The 15,625-nt window shown below is 71.7% G+C and carries 15 protein-coding genes and 2 tRNA genes; 1 reads left to right on the top strand and 16 read right to left on the bottom strand.

The window, feature by feature from the left end; translation table 11 throughout:
* Positions 1 to 15 precede the first annotated feature (15 nt).
* Genes ndk through IEX42_RS17515 form a run of 4 tightly spaced genes read right to left on the bottom strand, consistent with a single transcriptional unit; the run spans position 16 to position 3,181 of the window.
* The gene (ndk, locus tag IEX42_RS17530; RefSeq protein WP_188781369.1) at positions 16 to 426 is read right to left on the bottom strand and encodes a nucleoside-diphosphate kinase; all 411 of its coding nucleotides are present in this window, start codon (positions 424 to 426) and stop codon (positions 16 to 18) included.
* A 24-nt stretch (positions 427 to 450) separates the two neighbouring features.
* Positions 451 to 810 (bottom strand): DUF4233 domain-containing protein, encoded by a 360-nt coding sequence (locus tag IEX42_RS17525; protein WP_188781368.1) that lies wholly within the window; start codon positions 808 to 810, stop codon positions 451 to 453.
* On the bottom strand, positions 807 to 2,297 hold the full coding sequence (locus IEX42_RS17520; RefSeq protein ID WP_229661024.1) for a bifunctional folylpolyglutamate synthase/dihydrofolate synthase: 1,491 nt from the start codon (positions 2,295 to 2,297) through the stop codon (positions 807 to 809). The genes IEX42_RS17525 and IEX42_RS17520 overlap by 4 nt, the downstream gene beginning before the upstream one ends.
* The gene (locus IEX42_RS17515; protein WP_188781367.1) at positions 2,294 to 3,181 is read right to left on the bottom strand and encodes a GNAT family N-acetyltransferase; all 888 of its coding nucleotides are present in this window, start codon (positions 3,179 to 3,181) and stop codon (positions 2,294 to 2,296) included. Before IEX42_RS17515 ends, IEX42_RS17520 begins: the two co-directional genes overlap by 4 nt.
* 79 nt (positions 3,182 to 3,260) lie before the next feature.
* On the opposite strand from IEX42_RS17515, the gene valS reads away from it, so the two are divergent.
* Positions 3,261 to 5,867, top strand: coding sequence for a valine--tRNA ligase (gene valS, locus IEX42_RS17510; protein WP_188781366.1), 2,607 nt, complete (start codon positions 3,261 to 3,263; stop codon positions 5,865 to 5,867).
* A gap of 675 nt (positions 5,868 to 6,542) precedes the next feature.
* Here valS and IEX42_RS17505 read toward each other — a convergent pair.
* The 12 genes from IEX42_RS17505 to IEX42_RS17450 all read right to left on the bottom strand — a co-directional run bounded on the left by IEX42_RS17505 (position 6,543) and on the right by IEX42_RS17450 (position 15,571).
* Entirely contained in the window at positions 6,543 to 6,821 is a 279-nt protein-coding gene (locus IEX42_RS17505) for a hypothetical protein (RefSeq protein WP_188781365.1), read from the bottom strand.
* Positions 6,822 to 6,841: 20 nt separating this feature from the next.
* Positions 6,842 to 8,119 (bottom strand): ATP-dependent Clp protease ATP-binding subunit ClpX, encoded by a 1,278-nt coding sequence (gene clpX, locus IEX42_RS17500; RefSeq protein WP_188781364.1) that lies wholly within the window; start codon positions 8,117 to 8,119, stop codon positions 6,842 to 6,844.
* Between the two features lie 133 nt (positions 8,120 to 8,252).
* A complete protein-coding gene (locus tag IEX42_RS17495; RefSeq protein ID WP_188781363.1) occupies positions 8,253 to 8,855 on the bottom strand; it encodes an ATP-dependent Clp protease proteolytic subunit in 603 nt (200 codons plus the stop codon).
* Positions 8,856 to 8,868: 13 nt separating this feature from the next.
* Complete coding sequence (locus IEX42_RS17490; RefSeq protein ID WP_188781450.1) at positions 8,869 to 9,471, bottom strand: ATP-dependent Clp protease proteolytic subunit; 603 nt, start codon at positions 9,469 to 9,471, stop codon at positions 8,869 to 8,871.
* A gap of 128 nt (positions 9,472 to 9,599) precedes the next feature.
* Positions 9,600 to 10,061 carry an SRPBCC family protein gene (locus IEX42_RS17485; protein WP_188781362.1) on the bottom strand — a complete coding sequence of 154 codons (462 nt, stop codon included), beginning with the start codon at positions 10,059 to 10,061 and terminating at the stop codon, positions 9,600 to 9,602.
* Entirely contained in the window at positions 10,058 to 11,296 is a 1,239-nt protein-coding gene (locus IEX42_RS17480; protein WP_188781361.1) for an esterase/lipase family protein, read from the bottom strand. Before IEX42_RS17480 ends, IEX42_RS17485 begins: the two co-directional genes overlap by 4 nt.
* Before the next feature lie 64 nt (positions 11,297 to 11,360).
* A complete protein-coding gene (gene tig, locus IEX42_RS17475; RefSeq protein ID WP_188781360.1) occupies positions 11,361 to 12,776 on the bottom strand; it encodes a trigger factor in 1,416 nt (471 codons plus the stop codon).
* 150 nt (positions 12,777 to 12,926) lie between these two features.
* Positions 12,927 to 12,999 (bottom strand) — tRNA-Pro (locus IEX42_RS17470).
* Positions 13,000 to 13,035: 36 nt separating this feature from the next.
* Positions 13,036 to 13,106: transfer RNA gene (locus IEX42_RS17465), tRNA-Gly, on the bottom strand.
* 6 nt (positions 13,107 to 13,112) lie between these two features.
* On the bottom strand, positions 13,113 to 14,228 hold the full coding sequence (locus tag IEX42_RS17460; protein ID WP_188781359.1) for a PP2C family protein-serine/threonine phosphatase: 1,116 nt from the start codon (positions 14,226 to 14,228) through the stop codon (positions 13,113 to 13,115).
* A gap of 10 nt (positions 14,229 to 14,238) precedes the next feature.
* Positions 14,239 to 15,084, bottom strand: coding sequence for an Fpg/Nei family DNA glycosylase (locus tag IEX42_RS17455; protein ID WP_188781358.1), 846 nt, complete (start codon positions 15,082 to 15,084; stop codon positions 14,239 to 14,241).
* Positions 15,077 to 15,571 (bottom strand): ribose-5-phosphate isomerase, encoded by a 495-nt coding sequence (locus tag IEX42_RS17450; RefSeq protein ID WP_188781357.1) that lies wholly within the window; start codon positions 15,569 to 15,571, stop codon positions 15,077 to 15,079. The genes IEX42_RS17455 and IEX42_RS17450 overlap by 8 nt, the downstream gene beginning before the upstream one ends.
* Positions 15,572 to 15,625 lie beyond the last annotated feature (54 nt).

The following is a 15,625-nucleotide window of genomic DNA, read 5'->3' as shown; positions in this document are numbered from 1 at the left end:
CGCGACGTCTCGCGGTCAGAGACCGGGGAACCAGATCCCGATCTCGCGCTCGGCGGACTCCGGGGAGTCCGAGCCGTGGACGAGGTTCTCGCGGTTGGAGACCGACAGGTCACCGCGGATGGTGCCCGGGGCGGCCTTGCGACCGTCGGTCGCGCCGTTGAGCGCGCGCACCACCTCGATCGCCTCCTCGCCGGCGAGGACCAGCGCGACCAGCGGCCCGCTGGTGACGAAGGTCCGCAGCGGAGGGTAGAAGTCGCGCTCGACGTGCTCGGCGTAGTGCTGGTCGGCCAGCTCGCCGTCGATCGTGCGCTGCTGCATGGCCACGATCGAGAGGCCCTTGGCCTCGAAGCGCCCGAGCACCTCCCCGACCAGGCCGCGGCGGACGGTGTCGGGCTTGAGCAGGACGAGCGTGCGCTGGTCGGTCATGGCGGCCACCCTAGAGGGAGGCGGTCAGGTCCCGCGCGCCTGCTCGGCCTCGTACGCCGCCCACGCGGCGGCCTTCTCGGTGTCGATCTTCCGGCCGAGGAAGTACGCCGTCGCCCACAGCGCCAGGAAGATCACGCCCAGGACGATCATCGCGCCGGTCTCGACGCCGAGAGCGATCGCTGCGACCTGGACGGCCCAGCCGAGGACGTAGGCCCAGCCGAACCGCAGCAGCCCGCTGAGCACCAGGCACGCCACGCACAGACCGAGGCCGATCCACAGCCCGGTCGCCCGGGGAACGTCGGCGACGGTGATGAGCACCGGCGTGGCCAGACCGAGCGCGACGGCCTCGAGGACGAGGATCGCCGCGCAGAGGCGGCGCTTCACCGCTCGGTCCCCAGTCCGTCCTCGAGGTCGGCCTCGAGAGCGGACAGCGGGTCGTCGTCGACCGAGTCCGACTCGGGCTCGGCCACGGCCCCGGAGACCGTCACGGGCTTCGCCTCCTCACGGACCAGCAGCGCCCGGGCCTCACCGACGGTGACGACCGAGCCGGTGACCAGCACCGCCCCGGAGCCGATCGCCTCGCCGAACACCCCGCCGGACTCCGCCAGGGTCGCCGCCGCCGCGATCGCGTCGGAGAGGACCGGCTCCACCGACACCCGGTCCACCCCGAAGATCCCCTCGGCCTCCTCGGCCAGCGCTTCCGCGGGCAGGCTCCGCGAGAGGGAGTTCTGCGTGCAGACGATGTGGCCGAGGACCGGCTCCAGCACCGAGAGCAGCTGCTCGTGGTCCTTGTCGGCCATCACGCCGACCACCCCGATCAGCGGGTCGAAGGCGAACGAGTCGCCGACCGCGTCCACGACCGCCCGCGCCCCGTGCGGGTTGTGAGCGGCGTCGAGCACGATCGTCGGGCTGCGGCGCACGATCTCCAGCCGCCCCGGGGAGGTCACCTGGCCGAACGCCTCGCCGACGACCTCGCCGTCCAGCGGCTCGTCGCTGCCGACCAGCGACTCGACCGCGACCAGCGCGAGCACCGCGTTGTGCGCCTGGTGGGCGCCGTAGACCGGCAGGAACACCTCGTCGTACGACGCCCGCACGCCCTGCAGCCCGAGCAGCTGCCCGCCGACGGCCGGCACCCGGGAGGTGACGGCGAAGTCCACCCCCTCCAGCAGCAGCGTCGCGCCGACCTCGGCACAGCGCTGCTGGATCACTGCGAGCGCGTCGTCCTCCTGCGCGGCGCTGACGACGGTGGCCCCCGGCTTGATGATCCCGGCCTTCTCGCGGGCGATCTCGGCGATGGTCGACCCGAGGTACTGCTCGTGGTCCATCGCGATCGGGGTCAGCACCGCGACCACCCCGTCGGCCACGTTGGTCGCGTCCCAGGTACCGCCCATGCCCACCTCGACCACAGCGGCGTCGGCCGGCGCGTCGGCGAAGGCGGCGAACGCCATGGCGGTGATCGTCTCGAAGAACGACAGCGGGGCGTCGTGGTCGGCGTCGACCATCGAGAGGTACGGCGCGACGTCGTTGAACGCCGCCACGAACCGCTCGGGAGAGATCGGCTCGCCGTCCAGCACGATCCGCTGCGTCATCGACTCCAGGTGCGGGCTGGTGTAGCGCCCGGTCCGCAGGCCGAGCCCGACCAGCAGCGTCTCGACCATCCGGGCGGTCGAGGTCTTGCCGTTGGTGCCGGTCAGGTGGACGACGGGGTAGGCCGACTGCGGGTCGCCCAGGAGCTCGACCAGGTCGCGGATGCGGTCGAGCGAGGGGTCGATCCGCTGCTCGGGCCAGCGCGAGAGCAGTGCGTCCTCGACCTCGGCGTACGTCTCGGCCAGCCGGGGTACGGCGTTGTCCTCGCGGTCGTTCGTGCTCACCGGGTCGAGTCTAGGAGCCCGTCGTCACCGACCAGCCAGACCTCCTCGTAGTCGGTCACCGGCTCGAAGCCGAGGCGGGCGTACAGGCCGTTGGAGACCGGGTTCGAGCGGTCGGTGAACAGGCAGCACCGCTCCCCCGCGGCCAGCGTGCGCGTGGCCAGCTCGGCGACCGCGACGGCGGCCCAGCCGCGCCCGCGCTCCTCGGCCGGGGTGAACACCGGGCCGATCCGGCGTACGCCGAAGCTCGGCGGGTTGATCCCCGTCAGGTGCACGACCCGGCCCTCGACCTCCCACAGCCAGGCGACACCTGCGTCGATACGACGCAGCATCTCCTCACGCGAGGGCTCGACGACGTGCATCACCTCGTGACCCGCCTGCTCGGCGGCCTCGCGGGCGAAGGCGCCGTACCACGCGGTGGCGACGGCCAGGTCGTCGCGCGTCGCCGGCCGCAGGTGACCGGACACGCGCCGCGGCACGACCACCGACCGGACCTCCCACAGGCGCGTCTCCTCGACGGTCCGCACGGATCGCCCGGCGGCCAACGCACCCGCGAAGGCCCGCACCGCGTCCCGGTCCCCGCTCACGGCGTCGACCGCCTCGCCGCGGGCGCTGACCGCCTCGGCCAGCGCCCGCGCCGCCTCCTCAGGCATCGGCAGGAGGTGCACGGGGTCGGGCTCGAACGGCGCCGTCCGCATCGCCACGCCCACCACGCGGCCGCCGTCGCGCACGACCGCGAACCAGTCCTGCGCGCGCTGCACCTCGGGATGGTCGAGGAGCCGCTGCGCGACCGTCGCCGGGATCGTGCCGACCACCGGCTCGGCGGCGAGCAGGTCGCCGGCCTCACGCAGGAACGCGACCGGGTCGGTGAGGGTCTCGACGTCCACGAGGTGCACGCTCCCACCCGCGGCCTCCGGCGAGGAACTGGTTTCTCCGGCGAGATCGCGCGCCCGTAGGCTGGAAGCCATGACTGCGACCCGCTCCCACCCCACCGGAACGACCGCCGCACGCGACGTCGTCGTACCGGACAAGCCGGGGCTCGAGGGCCTGGAGGACAAGTGGTCGCAGGTGTGGAAGGAGCAGGACACCTACGCCTTCGACCGCACCCGGTCGCGGGAGAACGTCTACTCCATCGACACCCCGCCGCCGACCGTGTCGGGCAGCCTGCACGTCGGACACGTCTTCTCCTACACCCACCCCGACGTGGTCGCGCGCTTCCACCGGATGCGCGGCAAGAGCGTCTTCTACCCCATGGGCTGGGACGACAACGGGCTGCCGACCGAGCGTCGCGTGCAGAACTACTTCGGCGTGCGCTGCGACCCCTCGCTGCCGTACGACCCGGACTTCACCCCGCCCGAGAAGCCGGACCCGAAGCGGCAGCTGCCGATCAGCCGACCCAACTTCATCGCGCTGTGCGAGCGGCTGGTCGAGGAGGACGAGAAGGTCTTCGAGTCGCTGTGGCGCACGCTCGGCCTCTCGGTGGACTGGTCGCAGCACTACACGACCATCGGGCCGAAGGCGCAGACGGTGAGCCAGCGTGCGTTCCTGCGCAACTTCGCGCGCGGGGAGGCGTACCTCCAGGAGGCGCCGACCCTGTGGGACGTCACCTTCCAGACCGCGGTCGCGCAGGCCGAGCTCGAGGCGCGCGAGTACGCCGGTGCCTACCACCGGGTGTCCTTCCACCGGCCCGACGGGACGAAGGCCTTCATCGAGACCACGCGGCCCGAGCTGATCGCCTCGGTGGTCGCTCTGATCGCCCACCCCGACGACGAGCGCTACCAGCCGCTGTTCGGGAGCACCGTCACCTCACCGGTCTTCGGCGTCGAGATCCCGGTCGTCGCGCACCCCGCGGCCGAGATGGACAAGGGCTCCGGCCTGGTCATGTGCTGCACCTTCGGTGACCTCACCGACGTGACCTGGTGGCGCGAGCTGGACCTGCCGGTGCGCACCGTCATCGGTCGCGACGGGCGGTTCACCCGCGAGACCCCGCCGTGGCTGTCGAGCGACGCGGCGGCGACGGCGTACTCCGAGCTGGCCGGCAAGACCACCTTCAGCGCGCGCGAGGCGATGGTCTCCCTGCTGCGCGGGTCCGGCGACCTCGACGGCGACCCGAAGCCGACCCAGCGGATGACGAACTTCTTCGAGAAGGGCGACAAGCCGCTGGAGATCGTCGCCACCCGCCAGTGGTACATCTCCAACGGCGGCCGCGACGCCGACGTCCGCAGCGAGATGCTGACCCGCGGAGAGGAGATCACCTGGGTCCCGGCGCACATGAAGCACCGCTACGACAACTGGGTCGGCGGGCTCAACGGCGACTGGCTGATCTCCCGCCAGCGGTACTTCGGCATCCCGTTCCCCGTCTGGTACCCGCTCGACGACGAGGGCGAGCCGGACTACGACCACCCGCTGCTGCCCTCCGAGGCCGAGCTCCCGGTCGACCCGTCGACCGACGCACCGCGCGGGTACGACGAGGCGCAGCGCGGCGTGCCCGGCGGGTTCCTCGGCGACCCCGACGTCATGGACACCTGGGCCACGTCCTCGCTGACGCCGCAGATCGCCGGCGGCTGGGAGTCCGACGACGACCTGTGGCAGCGCGTCTTCCCGATGGACCTGTGCACCCAGGCCCACGACATCATCCGCACCTGGTTGTTCTCGCGCGTCGTGCGCGCGGACTACGAGAACCACGCGGCGCCGTGGTCGCACGCCATGCTGTCCGGCTTCATCCTCGACCCCGACCGCAAGAAGATGTCGAAGTCCAAGGGCAACGTCGTCGTCCCGACCGAGATCCTCGACAAGTTCGGCGCCGACGCCGTGCGCTGGCGCGCGGCGATGGCCCGCCCGGGCCTGGACTCGCCCTTCGACGAGTCCCAGATGAAGGTCGGGCGCCGCCTGGCGATGAAGGTGCTCAACGCCTCGAAGTTCGTGCTCGGCTCGGTCGGCGCGACGGCGGTCGATACGACGCTGGTCGTCGACACGGTCGACCGGGCGCTGCTGGCTCGTCTGGCCTCCGTCGTGGACGCGGCGACCGCGGCGCTCGAGTCGTACGACTACACGACCGCGCTGGAGACGACCGAGCGGTTCTTCTGGGAGTTCTGCGACGACTACCTCGAGCTGGTCAAGGAGCGCGCGTACGCCGACGGCCCCGGGTCCGACTCGGCCCGGGCCACGCTCGCGACCGCGCTGCACAGCGTGCTACGGCTGCTGGCGCCGTACCTGCCGTACGTCACCGAGGAGGTCTGGTCGTGGTGGCAGGACGGCTCGGTGCACCTGGCGTCCTGGCCGACCACCGACGAGCTCGGTGAGGCGGCGGGCTCGGGGGACGCCGCCCTCCTCGACCACGTCGGCGCCGCGCTCGGCGGCCTGCGAGGTGCGAAGTCGCAGGCCAAGGTGTCCATGCGTACGCCACTCTCCCGCGCCACGCTCACCGGCTCCCCCGCCGCTGTCGCCGCCATCGAGCAGGCCCGCGCCGACCTCGCCGCCACGGCCAAGGTCGTCGGCGACCTGACCCTGGAGGCCGGCGCCGACGACGCCGAGGTCAGCGTCGACGTGGAGATCGCTCCCACCGAGGACTGACGTACGAGGCGCCTGCGCGGCGAGATTCGCCCAGGCGGCGGGCGCCGGGTGCGCTGGCGCTGTGATGGTCGGTCCGTACGGGCTTCCGCCTGCGCCGGGGGCCCATCCCTGGAGGACTCACCCCCCCCCCCCCCCCCCCCCCCCCCCCCCCAGCCTCCAGGGATGGACCCCCGGCTCCGGCTGAGGTCCGCGCGCAGGCTTGTGGCAGCGCGACCGGGTGGGGAAGAGATCGAGATGCCTCTCGCGGTCGGCGTCGCGCCACTCGGCTCGTGTCTCCCACGCCCATCGGTCGTCGCGACGGCTGCGTTGGTGCGGGGGTCTCGACGTCCTCCTTCGCTAGCGCTCAGTCGGGCTCGACCACCTGACCTCAAGGTGGTCGAGCCGTGAGGAGCGCCAGCGACGAACGACATCGAGACCTCCGAGCCCACTCGCGATCTCCGCCACGAGGGTGTCGCGCCGCCCTCCTAGCCAGTAGGTGGTCGAGCCGCGAGGAGCGCCCGCGACGAACGACATCGAGACCTCCGAGCCCACTCGCGATCTCCGCCACGAGGGTGTCGGGCCGCCCTCCTAGCCAGTAGGTGGTCGAGCCGCGAGGAGCGCCCGCGACGAGCGACGTCGAGACCCGGCGAGACGCACGCCGACCGCAACCACCGCAGGGCGAGCCTGTCGTGACTCTCAGCAGCGGCCCTCGCGCTGGTCGAGCACGAACCTCCGGGCGTTGAACCAGGCCAAGCCGGCCAGAAGCAAACAGCACCCTGCCAGGACGAAGTACAGCGTACGGTTGTCAGAGTCGTCGCTCAGCCAGCCGATCACGGCCAACACGACGCCGCTGATCAGCAGAGCGGCCGCGACGACGAGCGCGAAGGCCGCTCGAAGACGAGCCGCCCTCTCAGTCGTTGGGGGCCCGGGCTCGAACAACCCCTCAAGCAGCGACCCGAAGATGCCCCAAAGCACGACCGGTCACCCCGCCAGCGTCAGGCGGACTTCTTCTCGGTCCGCTCGACGAGGGTGGGGGGCACGCCGTCGGTGACGACCTCGGCGGTGACGACGACCTTCGCGATGTCGCCGCGGGAGGGGACGTCGTACATCACGTTGAGCAGGGTCTCCTCGATGATCGCGCGCAGGCCACGGGCACCGGTGCCGCGCTCCATGGCGGCGTCGGCGACGGCCGAGACGGCGTCGTCGGTGAGCTCGAGCTCGACGCCGTCGAGGGCGAAGAGCTTCTCGTACTGCTTGACGAGGGCGTTCTTCGGCTCGGTGAGGATCTGCACCAGCGCCGCGTTGTCGAGCTTGTTGACGCTGGCGATCAGCGGGAGGCGACCGATGAACTCGGGGATCAGACCGAACTTCACCAGGTCCTCGGGACGCACCTGGGCGAACATCTCGTCGGCCTCGCGCTCGGCCGCGTTGCGGATCTCGGCGGTGAAGCCGAGCGACTTCTTGCCGACCCGCTGCTCGATGATGTGCTCCAGCCCGGCGAAGGCGCCGCCGACCACGAACAGGATGTTCGTGGTGTCGATCTGGATGAACTCCTGGTGCGGGTGCTTGCGCCCGCCCTGGGGCGGCACCGAGGCCGTCGTGCCCTCGAGGATCTTCAGCAGCGCCTGCTGGACACCCTCGCCGGAGACGTCGCGGGTGATCGAGGGGTTCTCCGCCTTGCGGGCCACCTTGTCGATCTCGTCGATGTAGATGATCCCGGTCTCGGCCTTCTTGACGTCGTAGTCGGCCGCCTGGATCAGCTTGAGCAGGATGTTCTCGACGTCCTCACCGACGTAGCCGGCCTCGGTCAGCGCGGTGGCGTCGGCGATCGCGAACGGGACGTTGAGCATCCGCGCGAGCGTCTGGGCGAGGTAGGTCTTGCCGCACCCCGTCGGGCCGATCACCAGGATGTTGGACTTGGCGACCTCGACGTTCTCGTCCTTGGAGTGACGCCCGGAGGCTGCGGTGGCGGTCGCGCCGGCCTGGACCCGCTTGTAGTGGTTGTAGACCGCGACCGCGAGCGACTTCTTCGCCGTCTCCTGGCCGATCACGTAGGAGTTGAGGAACTCGAAGATCTCACGGGGCTTGGGCAGCTCGTCGAGACCGACCTCGCTGGTCTCGTTGAGCTCCTCCTCGATGATCTCGTTGCACAGGTCGATGCACTCGTCGCAGATGTAGACGCCGGGCCCGGCGATCAGCTTCTTGACCTGCTTCTGGCTCTTCCCGCAGAACGAGCACTTGAGCAGGTCGCCTCCGTCACCGATGCGTGCCATGGGTGGCGTCTCCCCTCGATCTGGTGGAACCGTGCTGCAACCTGGCTGAAACTACCCTGAGAACCCGGCCAGCGGGGGTGGGTACGACGGGTGTGTTCCCCGCTCGCCGGGCTCGGGTCTCGACGGCGGTCGCTCAGACCGCGATCGCCTTGCGCGACTCCAGCACGGAGTCGATCAGCCCGTACTCGAGCGCCGCCTCGGCAGTGAGGATCTTGTCGCGCTCGATGTCGGCCGAGACCTCCTCGACGCTCTTGCCGGAGTGCTCGGCGATCATCGTCTCCAGCGCCTCGCGCATCCGCAGGATCTCGTTGGCCTGGATCTCGATGTCCGAGGACTGGCCGAACGTGCCCTCGGTGTACGGCTGGTGGATCAGGATCCGGCTGTTCGGCTGGGCCAGCCGCTTGCCGGGCGCACCCGCCGCGAGCAGGATCGCCGCCGCCGAGGCGGCCTGTCCCAGGCAGACGGTCTGCACGTCGGGCTTGATGAACCGCATCGTGTCGTAGATCGCGGTCATCGCGGTGAACGAGCCACCCGGCGAGTTGATGTAGATCTGGATGTCGCGGTCGGGGTCCATCGACTCCAGGCACAGCAGCTGCGCCATCACCGCGTTGGCGATGTCGTCGCTGATCGGCGTGCCGAGGAAGATGATCCGCTCCTCGAAGAGCTTGCCGTACGGGTCGATGCGGCGGAAGCCGTAGGAGGTGCGCTCTTCCCACTGCGGGATGTAGTAGTTCATGTGGTGTCCCTCGTCAGCTCTGGCGCGCCGGGCGGCCGTCGTCGGCCGCCTCGCGGGCGTTGGTGATCACGTGGTCGATGAAGCCGTAGTCCTTGGCCTGCTGGGCCGTGAACCAGCGGTCGCGGTCGGCGTCGTTCTGGATCTGCTCGAGCGGCTGACCGGTGTGCTGGCTGATCAGGTCGAACAGCACCTGCTTGAGGTGCAGGGACTGCTGGGCCTGGATCTTGATGTCCGAGGCCGAGCCGCCCATGCCGCCCGAGGGCTGGTGCATCATGATCCGCGCGTGCGGCAGGGCGTAGCGCTTGCCCTGTGCGCCGGCGCAGAGCAGGAACTGCCCCATCGACGCGGCGAGCCCCATGCCGACGGTGGCGACGTCGTTGGGGATGTAGTTCATCGTGTCGTAGATCGCCATCCCCGAGTCGACCGAGCCGCCCGGGGAGTTGATGTGCAGGAAGATGTCGGCCTCGGGGTCCTCGGCCGAGAGCAGCAGCAGCTGCGCGCAGATCGCGTTCGCGTTCTGGTCACGCACCTCGGAGCCGAGGAACACGATCCGCTCGCGCAGCAGGCGCTGGTAGATGTGGTCGTCGAGCCCGTAGCCGGCAGCGGCAGCGTTCATCTCCGGGCCCCTGGACGGGTGCGGGGTCTGTGGTGAGTCAGTCACGGGTTCGACCCTAGACGCCGTCGCCCCCCAGTCCACGCCGGACCCGGCCCTGTTCGCCCACAGCGGATCCGCCCCCGACGTCCTCAGCCCTCGATGCGTGCCTTCATCCGCTCGAGGGTCGTCGCGAGCCCCTCGCCCAGCTCGCGGTCGTGGCCCTCGGCCCCGCCGATGACCGGGCCGAGGAGCGTCGTCCCCGCGGAGAACGCCGGGAGGATCCGGCGGGCGGTGAGCGTGGTCGCGGCACCGCCGTCGGTGGGCTCGAGCTCGTACATCCAGGTCGCGCCGCTCTCGGCCACCTTCCACGCGATGGCGCGCGAGGGCTCCCACCGCACCACCTTCGAGGTGGTCGGCCACACCGCGAGGCCACGCTTGTTGATGCCGACGAAGCGCGCACCGGGTCCGCTGCGGCGACCGAGGACGAACACCTTGCGCAGCTCCGGGGAGAAGTCCGGCATCGTGCGCACGTCGCCGACCACCTCCCACACGCGGTCGACCGGCGCCTCCACGCGGGTGCTGGCGGACAGGTCGGCGGGACGCGGGCTCATCGGATCTCCTCGGGTGTACGACGCCGGGCGCCGGCGGTCGCAGCAGGGCCGCTGCCGCGCCCGAGCCACCGGTCGAGGGCAGCGTAGACGTCCGGGTGGTTGAGCAGGCCGAAGTGGTTCGTCTGCGTGAGGTGGAGCAGGTCGGCGCCGGGGAACAGGGCCGCACCGCGGCGCGGACGTCCGGCGGCCGACCCCGGTCGGACCAGGCCGTCCCCGAGCACGCCGGAGACGACGGCCCCGGCCCGGGTACCCGGTCGCCCGACCGCTGCCGACACCAGGTGGTAGCGCGCGGAGGGCAGGTTCGCCACGTCCGGCGGGAGACCGTCGCGGAGGTCGAAGATGCCGGCCGAGCGGTGGTCGAGCAGCCGACCGAACGGCGCCGACTCCGGCAGCACGGAGAGCAGCGACACCCCCGAGGAGAGCCCCCAGGCGACCGGGGCCCCGAGGTGCGGCGTACCGAGCGTGACCACGTCCCCGACCAGCGGCGCCCAGGCGGTGGTGCCGGGGCCGGGCAGCACCGCGCAGGCCGAGCGGATCACCAGCCCGCCCATCGAGTGGCCGACCAGTGAGAGGCGGCGCACCGGCACCGGCCACGCGGACACCAGCCGGTCCAGCAGAGAGGCGAGGGCGACGCCGTTCTCCGCGATCGGGAGGCCGGTGTTGTAGCGCAGCACGACGGGCGTCCAGCCACGCTCGCGCAGGTGGTCGGGGTACGTCCTGCCGCTCGCGCCCGCCCCGACGCGCCAGCACACGTCGTCCTCCCCGAGTCCATGCAGGAGGACGACGACGTCCGCCCCGGCCTCCGGGTAGGCCGCGGCGATCCCGTCCGCCGAGACGTCGACGTCATGGGCACCGGCCCGCGGCGCCATCGCGATCTCGAGCCCGGGGTGCTCGCGCTGGATCCGGTCGCCGAACAGCCCGTTCAGCGCGGCGACGGCGAACCGGCCCCGCGCTCCCTGCTCCAGCGTCGCGCCCACGCCGGCACGCTGCGCCGCATCGTCGGCACGGCGCAGCCCGGCCGAGGCACCGGCGAGCCCGCGGCCGAGGCCGGCGTACACCCGGTCCGCGACGGCGCCCTGCAGCGCGCTCACCTCGCGCACGACAGGGACCCGCGGACCGACCCGGCGGCTGATCGCCCCGTGCAGGTCGCGCACCGAGGGCAGCACCGCATCCCGCAGGAGGTCGACGCCCAGCGCCGCGGCGCCGAGCGCGCCGGAGGTCTCGCGATCAGCCATGGCGCCAGTCTCCGGAGCCTGCGGTGAGGCGGTCAACGCCCCTCAGGTGTGAGACCGCTCGCGGTCAGCTGGACGAGGACTCCGTCGCCTCGTCGGCCGCGGTGTCCTCGGTGGCCTCGCCGACCTCCGGCTCGCCGTCGTCCTCGGGCTCGCCGATCGAGCCGTCGGGGCGGAGGTTCTTCAGCTCGACGACGTTGCCCGACGCGTCGGTGACGGTCGCACTCTCGACGATCTGCGCGAGGGCCTTGCCCCGGACGACCTCGGCCACCATCTCCGGCACGTGGTTGTGCTGGAGCATGTGCTGGATGAACTCGTTGGGGTCCTGGCCGGACTGCTGCGCACGCTGCATGAGGTGCTGGGACAGCTCCTCCTGCTCGACGTCGATCTCCTCCTTCTTGGCGATCTCGTCGAGGATGAACTGCGCGGCGAGCATGTCGCGGACTCGCTTGTCGAGGTCGGCCTCGAACTCGTCGACGGTCTGCTTCTCGTTGTCGAGGTAGGTCTGCAGGTCCATCCCGGCCCAGCCGAGCTGCTGCTCGATCTCCTGGCGGCGCGAGGCCAGCTCGGCGCTCACGACCTCGTCGGGCAGCGGGATCTCGGTGGCCTCGATCAGCTGCTCGAGGACGGCGTCGCGGGCCGCGGCGGCCTGCTCGAGCCGCTTGCCACGGCCCAGCCGGGTGCGGACGTCCTCGGTCAGCTCGTCCATCGTGTCGAACTCGGAGGCGGTCTGGGCGAACTCCTCGTCCAGCTCGGGGAGCTCCTGCTCCTTGACCGAGCCGACGGTGACCAGCACCTCGACGTCCTGGCCCTCCATGTCGCCACCCAGCAGCTGCGTGGTGAAGGACTTCTCCTCGCCGGCCGACATGCCGACGAGCACCTCGTCGATCCCGGGCAGCATGTCGCCCTTGCCGACCTGGTAGCTGTAGTCCTCGAGCTGGCCGCCCTCGACCGCCTCGCCGTCCTTGCTGGCCGCGAGGTCGATCGAGACGAAGTCGCCCTCGGCGGCGGGCCGCTCGACCTCGCTCAGCGTGGCGAAGCGCTCGCGCAGCGCCTGCACCTGCTCCTCGACGTCGGCGTCGGTGACCTCGACGTCGTCGACGCTGGCGCTCACGTTGTCGTAGGACGGCAGCTCGATCGTGGGACGGACGGTCACCTCGGCGGTGAACTCGAGGACGGTCCCGTCCTCGAGCTTGGTGATGTCGATCTCCGGCTGGGCCAGCGGGACCAGCTCGTTCTCCTGCAGCGCAGCGATGTACAGGTCGGGCAGCGCCTCGTTGATCGCCTGGTCCAGCACCGCTCCGCGGCCGACCTGGCGGTCGATCACCGGCGGCGGGACCTTCCCGCGGCGGAAGCCGGGGATGTTCACCTGCTTGGCGATCTCCTGGTAGGCCTTGTCGAGGCTCGACTTGAGCTCCTCGAACGGCACCTCCACGGTCAGCTTGGCGCGGGTGGGCTCCAGCGTCTCGACGGCGCTCTTCACGTACGGTCACTCCTGTGGTCGTCGGGCACTCCGGGTGTCCCCGGACGTGCGTGACCGGCCGCGTCGCCAGGCACCGGTGGGGGCGGCGTACGGCCGGACTTTCAGCGTACGGCACGCGCGCAGGGCCGGACCAACCGGCGGCGAGCGCGGTCGGGGCGACAGGACTCGAACCTGCGGTCTCCTGCTCCCAAAGCAGGCGCGCTAGCCACTACGCTACGCCCCGGTAGAGCCCGCCGCGGCGCGACCACGACCGGCTCGGAGCGGATGACGGGAATCGAACCCGCGTAGCCAGTTTGGAAGACTGGGGCTCTACCATTGAGCTACATCCGCAGTGCCCTAGCGGGCTCCCCCATCGTGCCACACGGCCCCGTCCGCACCGGACATCACCGTCTCGCGCCGGACCACCAGCAGCGCCCGGTCGTCGTGTCGGTTGCCGAGGCCCGAGAGCAGGGCGGCCTCCGAGATCGCGCCGCCGGCGTCGAGCATCCGGCGGGCTCGCCCGGCGAGGAGGTCGATCCCGTCCGCGAGGTCACGACCGGGCACCTCGACCACCCCGTCGGTGTAGAGGACCAGCGCGTCTCCCGGCTCCAGCCGGGCCGCGCACACGGTGTGGTCAGGCTCGCCGAGCAGCCCGAGCGCCGGCCCCTCCGCCTCCAGCAGCCGCCAGCCCGTCGCCGCCGCCTCGAGCAGGACCGGCGGCGGGTGCCCGGCGCTGCGGACCTCGAGCATGCCGGTGCCAGGGTCGAGGTCGAGGTGGACGGCGGTGGCGAAGCCCTCCTCCCAGTCCTGACCCAGCACGAAGCGGTTGGCGGCGGGCAGGAAGTCCTCGGCGGGCAGCGCGTCCAGCAGCCCGCCCATCGCACCGGAGAGCAAGAGCGACCGGGGACCGGCCTCGATGCCCTTGCCGGAGACGTCGACCAGCGCGACCCGCAGGCGAGGCGTAGCCGTACGCGTGACCGAGCCGACCAGGAAGTCACCGGCGAAGGCGGTGCCCCCCGCCGCCCGCAGGACCGAGCGCACTGACCAGCCGTCGGGCACCCGCTCCAGGCGGCCCTGGGCCTGGATCCGGTCGCGGAGGTCGACCAGCATGTCCTCGCCGCGGCTGCCCGCCACGCCGAGTCGCACCCGCCGGTGCGAGGCCAGGAGCACGAGGACCAGGACGGTGGCCACCACGACGAGGCCCAGCACCTGGCGGACGCTCTCCGGCGGCGCCTGGGCGATCAGCAGCGCGGCGACGAGCAGCGCCAGGCCGGCGACCCACGGGAGCAGCCGGGGCCCGAGGAGCCGACTGGCCACGAAGGCCGGCACCAGCACCGAGGAGTACGGCAGCCAGTCCGGGCTGATCGAGCCCACCACCAGGATCACCAGCAGCGCGATCACCAAGAAGGTGCACGCGCCCACCTCGGCGTCGGACGTGCGTCGGCGCAGCGCGGCGGGCAGGTCGCGGAGCACAGGAGGGACCCTACGGACCCGACGGCCCCTTCGTGGCCCGAGAGCGGAAGGTGGGTTGGCAGCGCGGGCACCAGAACAGGTTGCGGCCCTTGAGGTCGCTGGTGCGCACCACGCTGTCGCACACGAAGCAGCGCTGCCCGTCGCGCCGGTAGACGTACACCTCGCCGCCGTGGTCGTCCTTGCGGGCAGGGCGGCCCATCGCCTCGGGCGTGTGCTCGGGACGGACCGTGTCGATCCGGCCGGTGCGCACGCCCTCGGCGAGCAGGCAGACCAGGTCCTCCCAGACCTCCACCCACTGACCGCGTCGCAGGGTGCGGCCCGGGCGTCGGGGGTCGAGGCGGTGCCGGAAGAGGACCTCGGCGCGGTAGACGTTGCCGACGCCGGCCAGCACCTTCTGGTCCATCAGCAGGTCACCGAGCGCGCGGTCGCTGCGTCGGATCCGGTCCCAGGCGCGGTCCGGGTCGGCGTCGGCGCGCAGCGGGTCAGGCCCCAGCTCGCCGATGACCTGGTCGCGACGTGCCCGTCCGACGAGGTCGCAGGTGATCGCGCCGCGGAGGTCGGCGTACGAGTCCTCGTGCTCGATCCGCAGGCGCACGGCGCCCACGGCCGGCGGGGCCGTCCCGGCAGTGATGTCGAACTTCCCGATCAGCCCGAGGTGCACGTGCACGAACCGGTCGCCGACGAACTCGACGAACAGGTGCTTCCCGCCGCTCTCGGCCTGCACGAGGACCGCACCGTCCAGAGCGGCCGCCTCGGCAGCGAAGCGGCCCTGCGGGCTGCTCGTACGGACCCGCCGTCCGCCGAAGGCGACATCCAGGTCGCGGGCCAGCCGGTGGAGGGTGTGCCCCTCAGGCATCCGGGTGGCCGGCCGCCGAGGCCGGCAGCGGCGGCAGGGCGCCGGTCTGCTCGTACGTCGCGAGCATCGCGATCCGCCGCGAGTGCCGCTCCTCGCCGCTGTACGGCGTCTCCAAGAAGACCTCGACGAAGCGGGTCATCTCCTCGACCGTGTGCATCCGTCCGCCGACCGAGAGGACGTTGGCGTCGTTGTGCTCCCGTGCCAGCGAGGCGGTCTCCTCGCTCCAGGCCAGGGCCGCTCGTACGCCGACCACCTTGTTCGCCGCGATCTGCTCGCCGTTGCCCGAGCCGCCGATCACGACACCGAGGCTGCCCTCGTCGTCGACCGTCCCGCGCGCGGCACGCAGGCAGAAGACCGGGTAGTCGTCCTGGGCGTCGTACTCCCAGGGGCCGTGGTCGACCGGCTCGTGACCGTGCTGGGTCAGCCAGTCGACGAGGTGGGCCTTGAGCTCGAGGCCGGCGTGGTCGGAGCCGAGGTGGACGCGCATGACCCCAGTCTGTCGCATGCGACGGACGTGGCCTCCCCCACCTTGACTTGCGCT

The sequence above is a fragment of the Marmoricola endophyticus genome, from assembly GCF_014644415.1.
In the GTDB taxonomy this organism is placed as follows: domain Bacteria; phylum Actinomycetota; class Actinomycetes; order Propionibacteriales; family Nocardioidaceae; genus Marmoricola; species Marmoricola endophyticus.
The sequence above is the reverse complement of the archived record's forward strand: the minus strand, read 5'-3'. Positions and strand labels throughout refer to the sequence as shown.

What these genes read in the sequence shown, in the direction of transcription:
- IEX42_RS17495 (WP_188781363.1), bottom strand. Translation starts at nt 8,855, where the DNA reads ATGAACTACTACATCCCGCAGTGGGAAGAGCGCACCTCCTACGGCTTC.
- valS (WP_188781366.1), top strand. Translation starts at nt 3,261, where the DNA reads ATGACTGCGACCCGCTCCCACCCCACCGGAACGACCGCCGCACGCGAC.
- IEX42_RS17490 (WP_188781450.1), bottom strand. Translation starts at nt 9,471, where the DNA reads ATGAACGCTGCCGCTGCCGGCTACGGGCTCGACGACCACATCTACCAG.
- IEX42_RS17455 (WP_188781358.1), bottom strand. Translation starts at nt 15,084, where the DNA reads ATGCCTGAGGGGCACACCCTCCACCGGCTGGCCCGCGACCTGGATGTC.
- IEX42_RS17480 (WP_188781361.1), bottom strand. Translation starts at nt 11,296, where the DNA reads ATGGCTGATCGCGAGACCTCCGGCGCGCTCGGCGCCGCGGCGCTGGGC.
- IEX42_RS17450 (WP_188781357.1), bottom strand. Translation starts at nt 15,571, where the DNA reads ATGCGCGTCCACCTCGGCTCCGACCACGCCGGCCTCGAGCTCAAGGCC.
- clpX (WP_188781364.1), bottom strand. Translation starts at nt 8,119, where the DNA reads ATGGCACGCATCGGTGACGGAGGCGACCTGCTCAAGTGCTCGTTCTGC.
- ndk (WP_188781369.1), bottom strand. Translation starts at nt 426, where the DNA reads ATGACCGACCAGCGCACGCTCGTCCTGCTCAAGCCCGACACCGTCCGC.
- IEX42_RS17485 (WP_188781362.1), bottom strand. Translation starts at nt 10,061, where the DNA reads ATGAGCCCGCGTCCCGCCGACCTGTCCGCCAGCACCCGCGTGGAGGCG.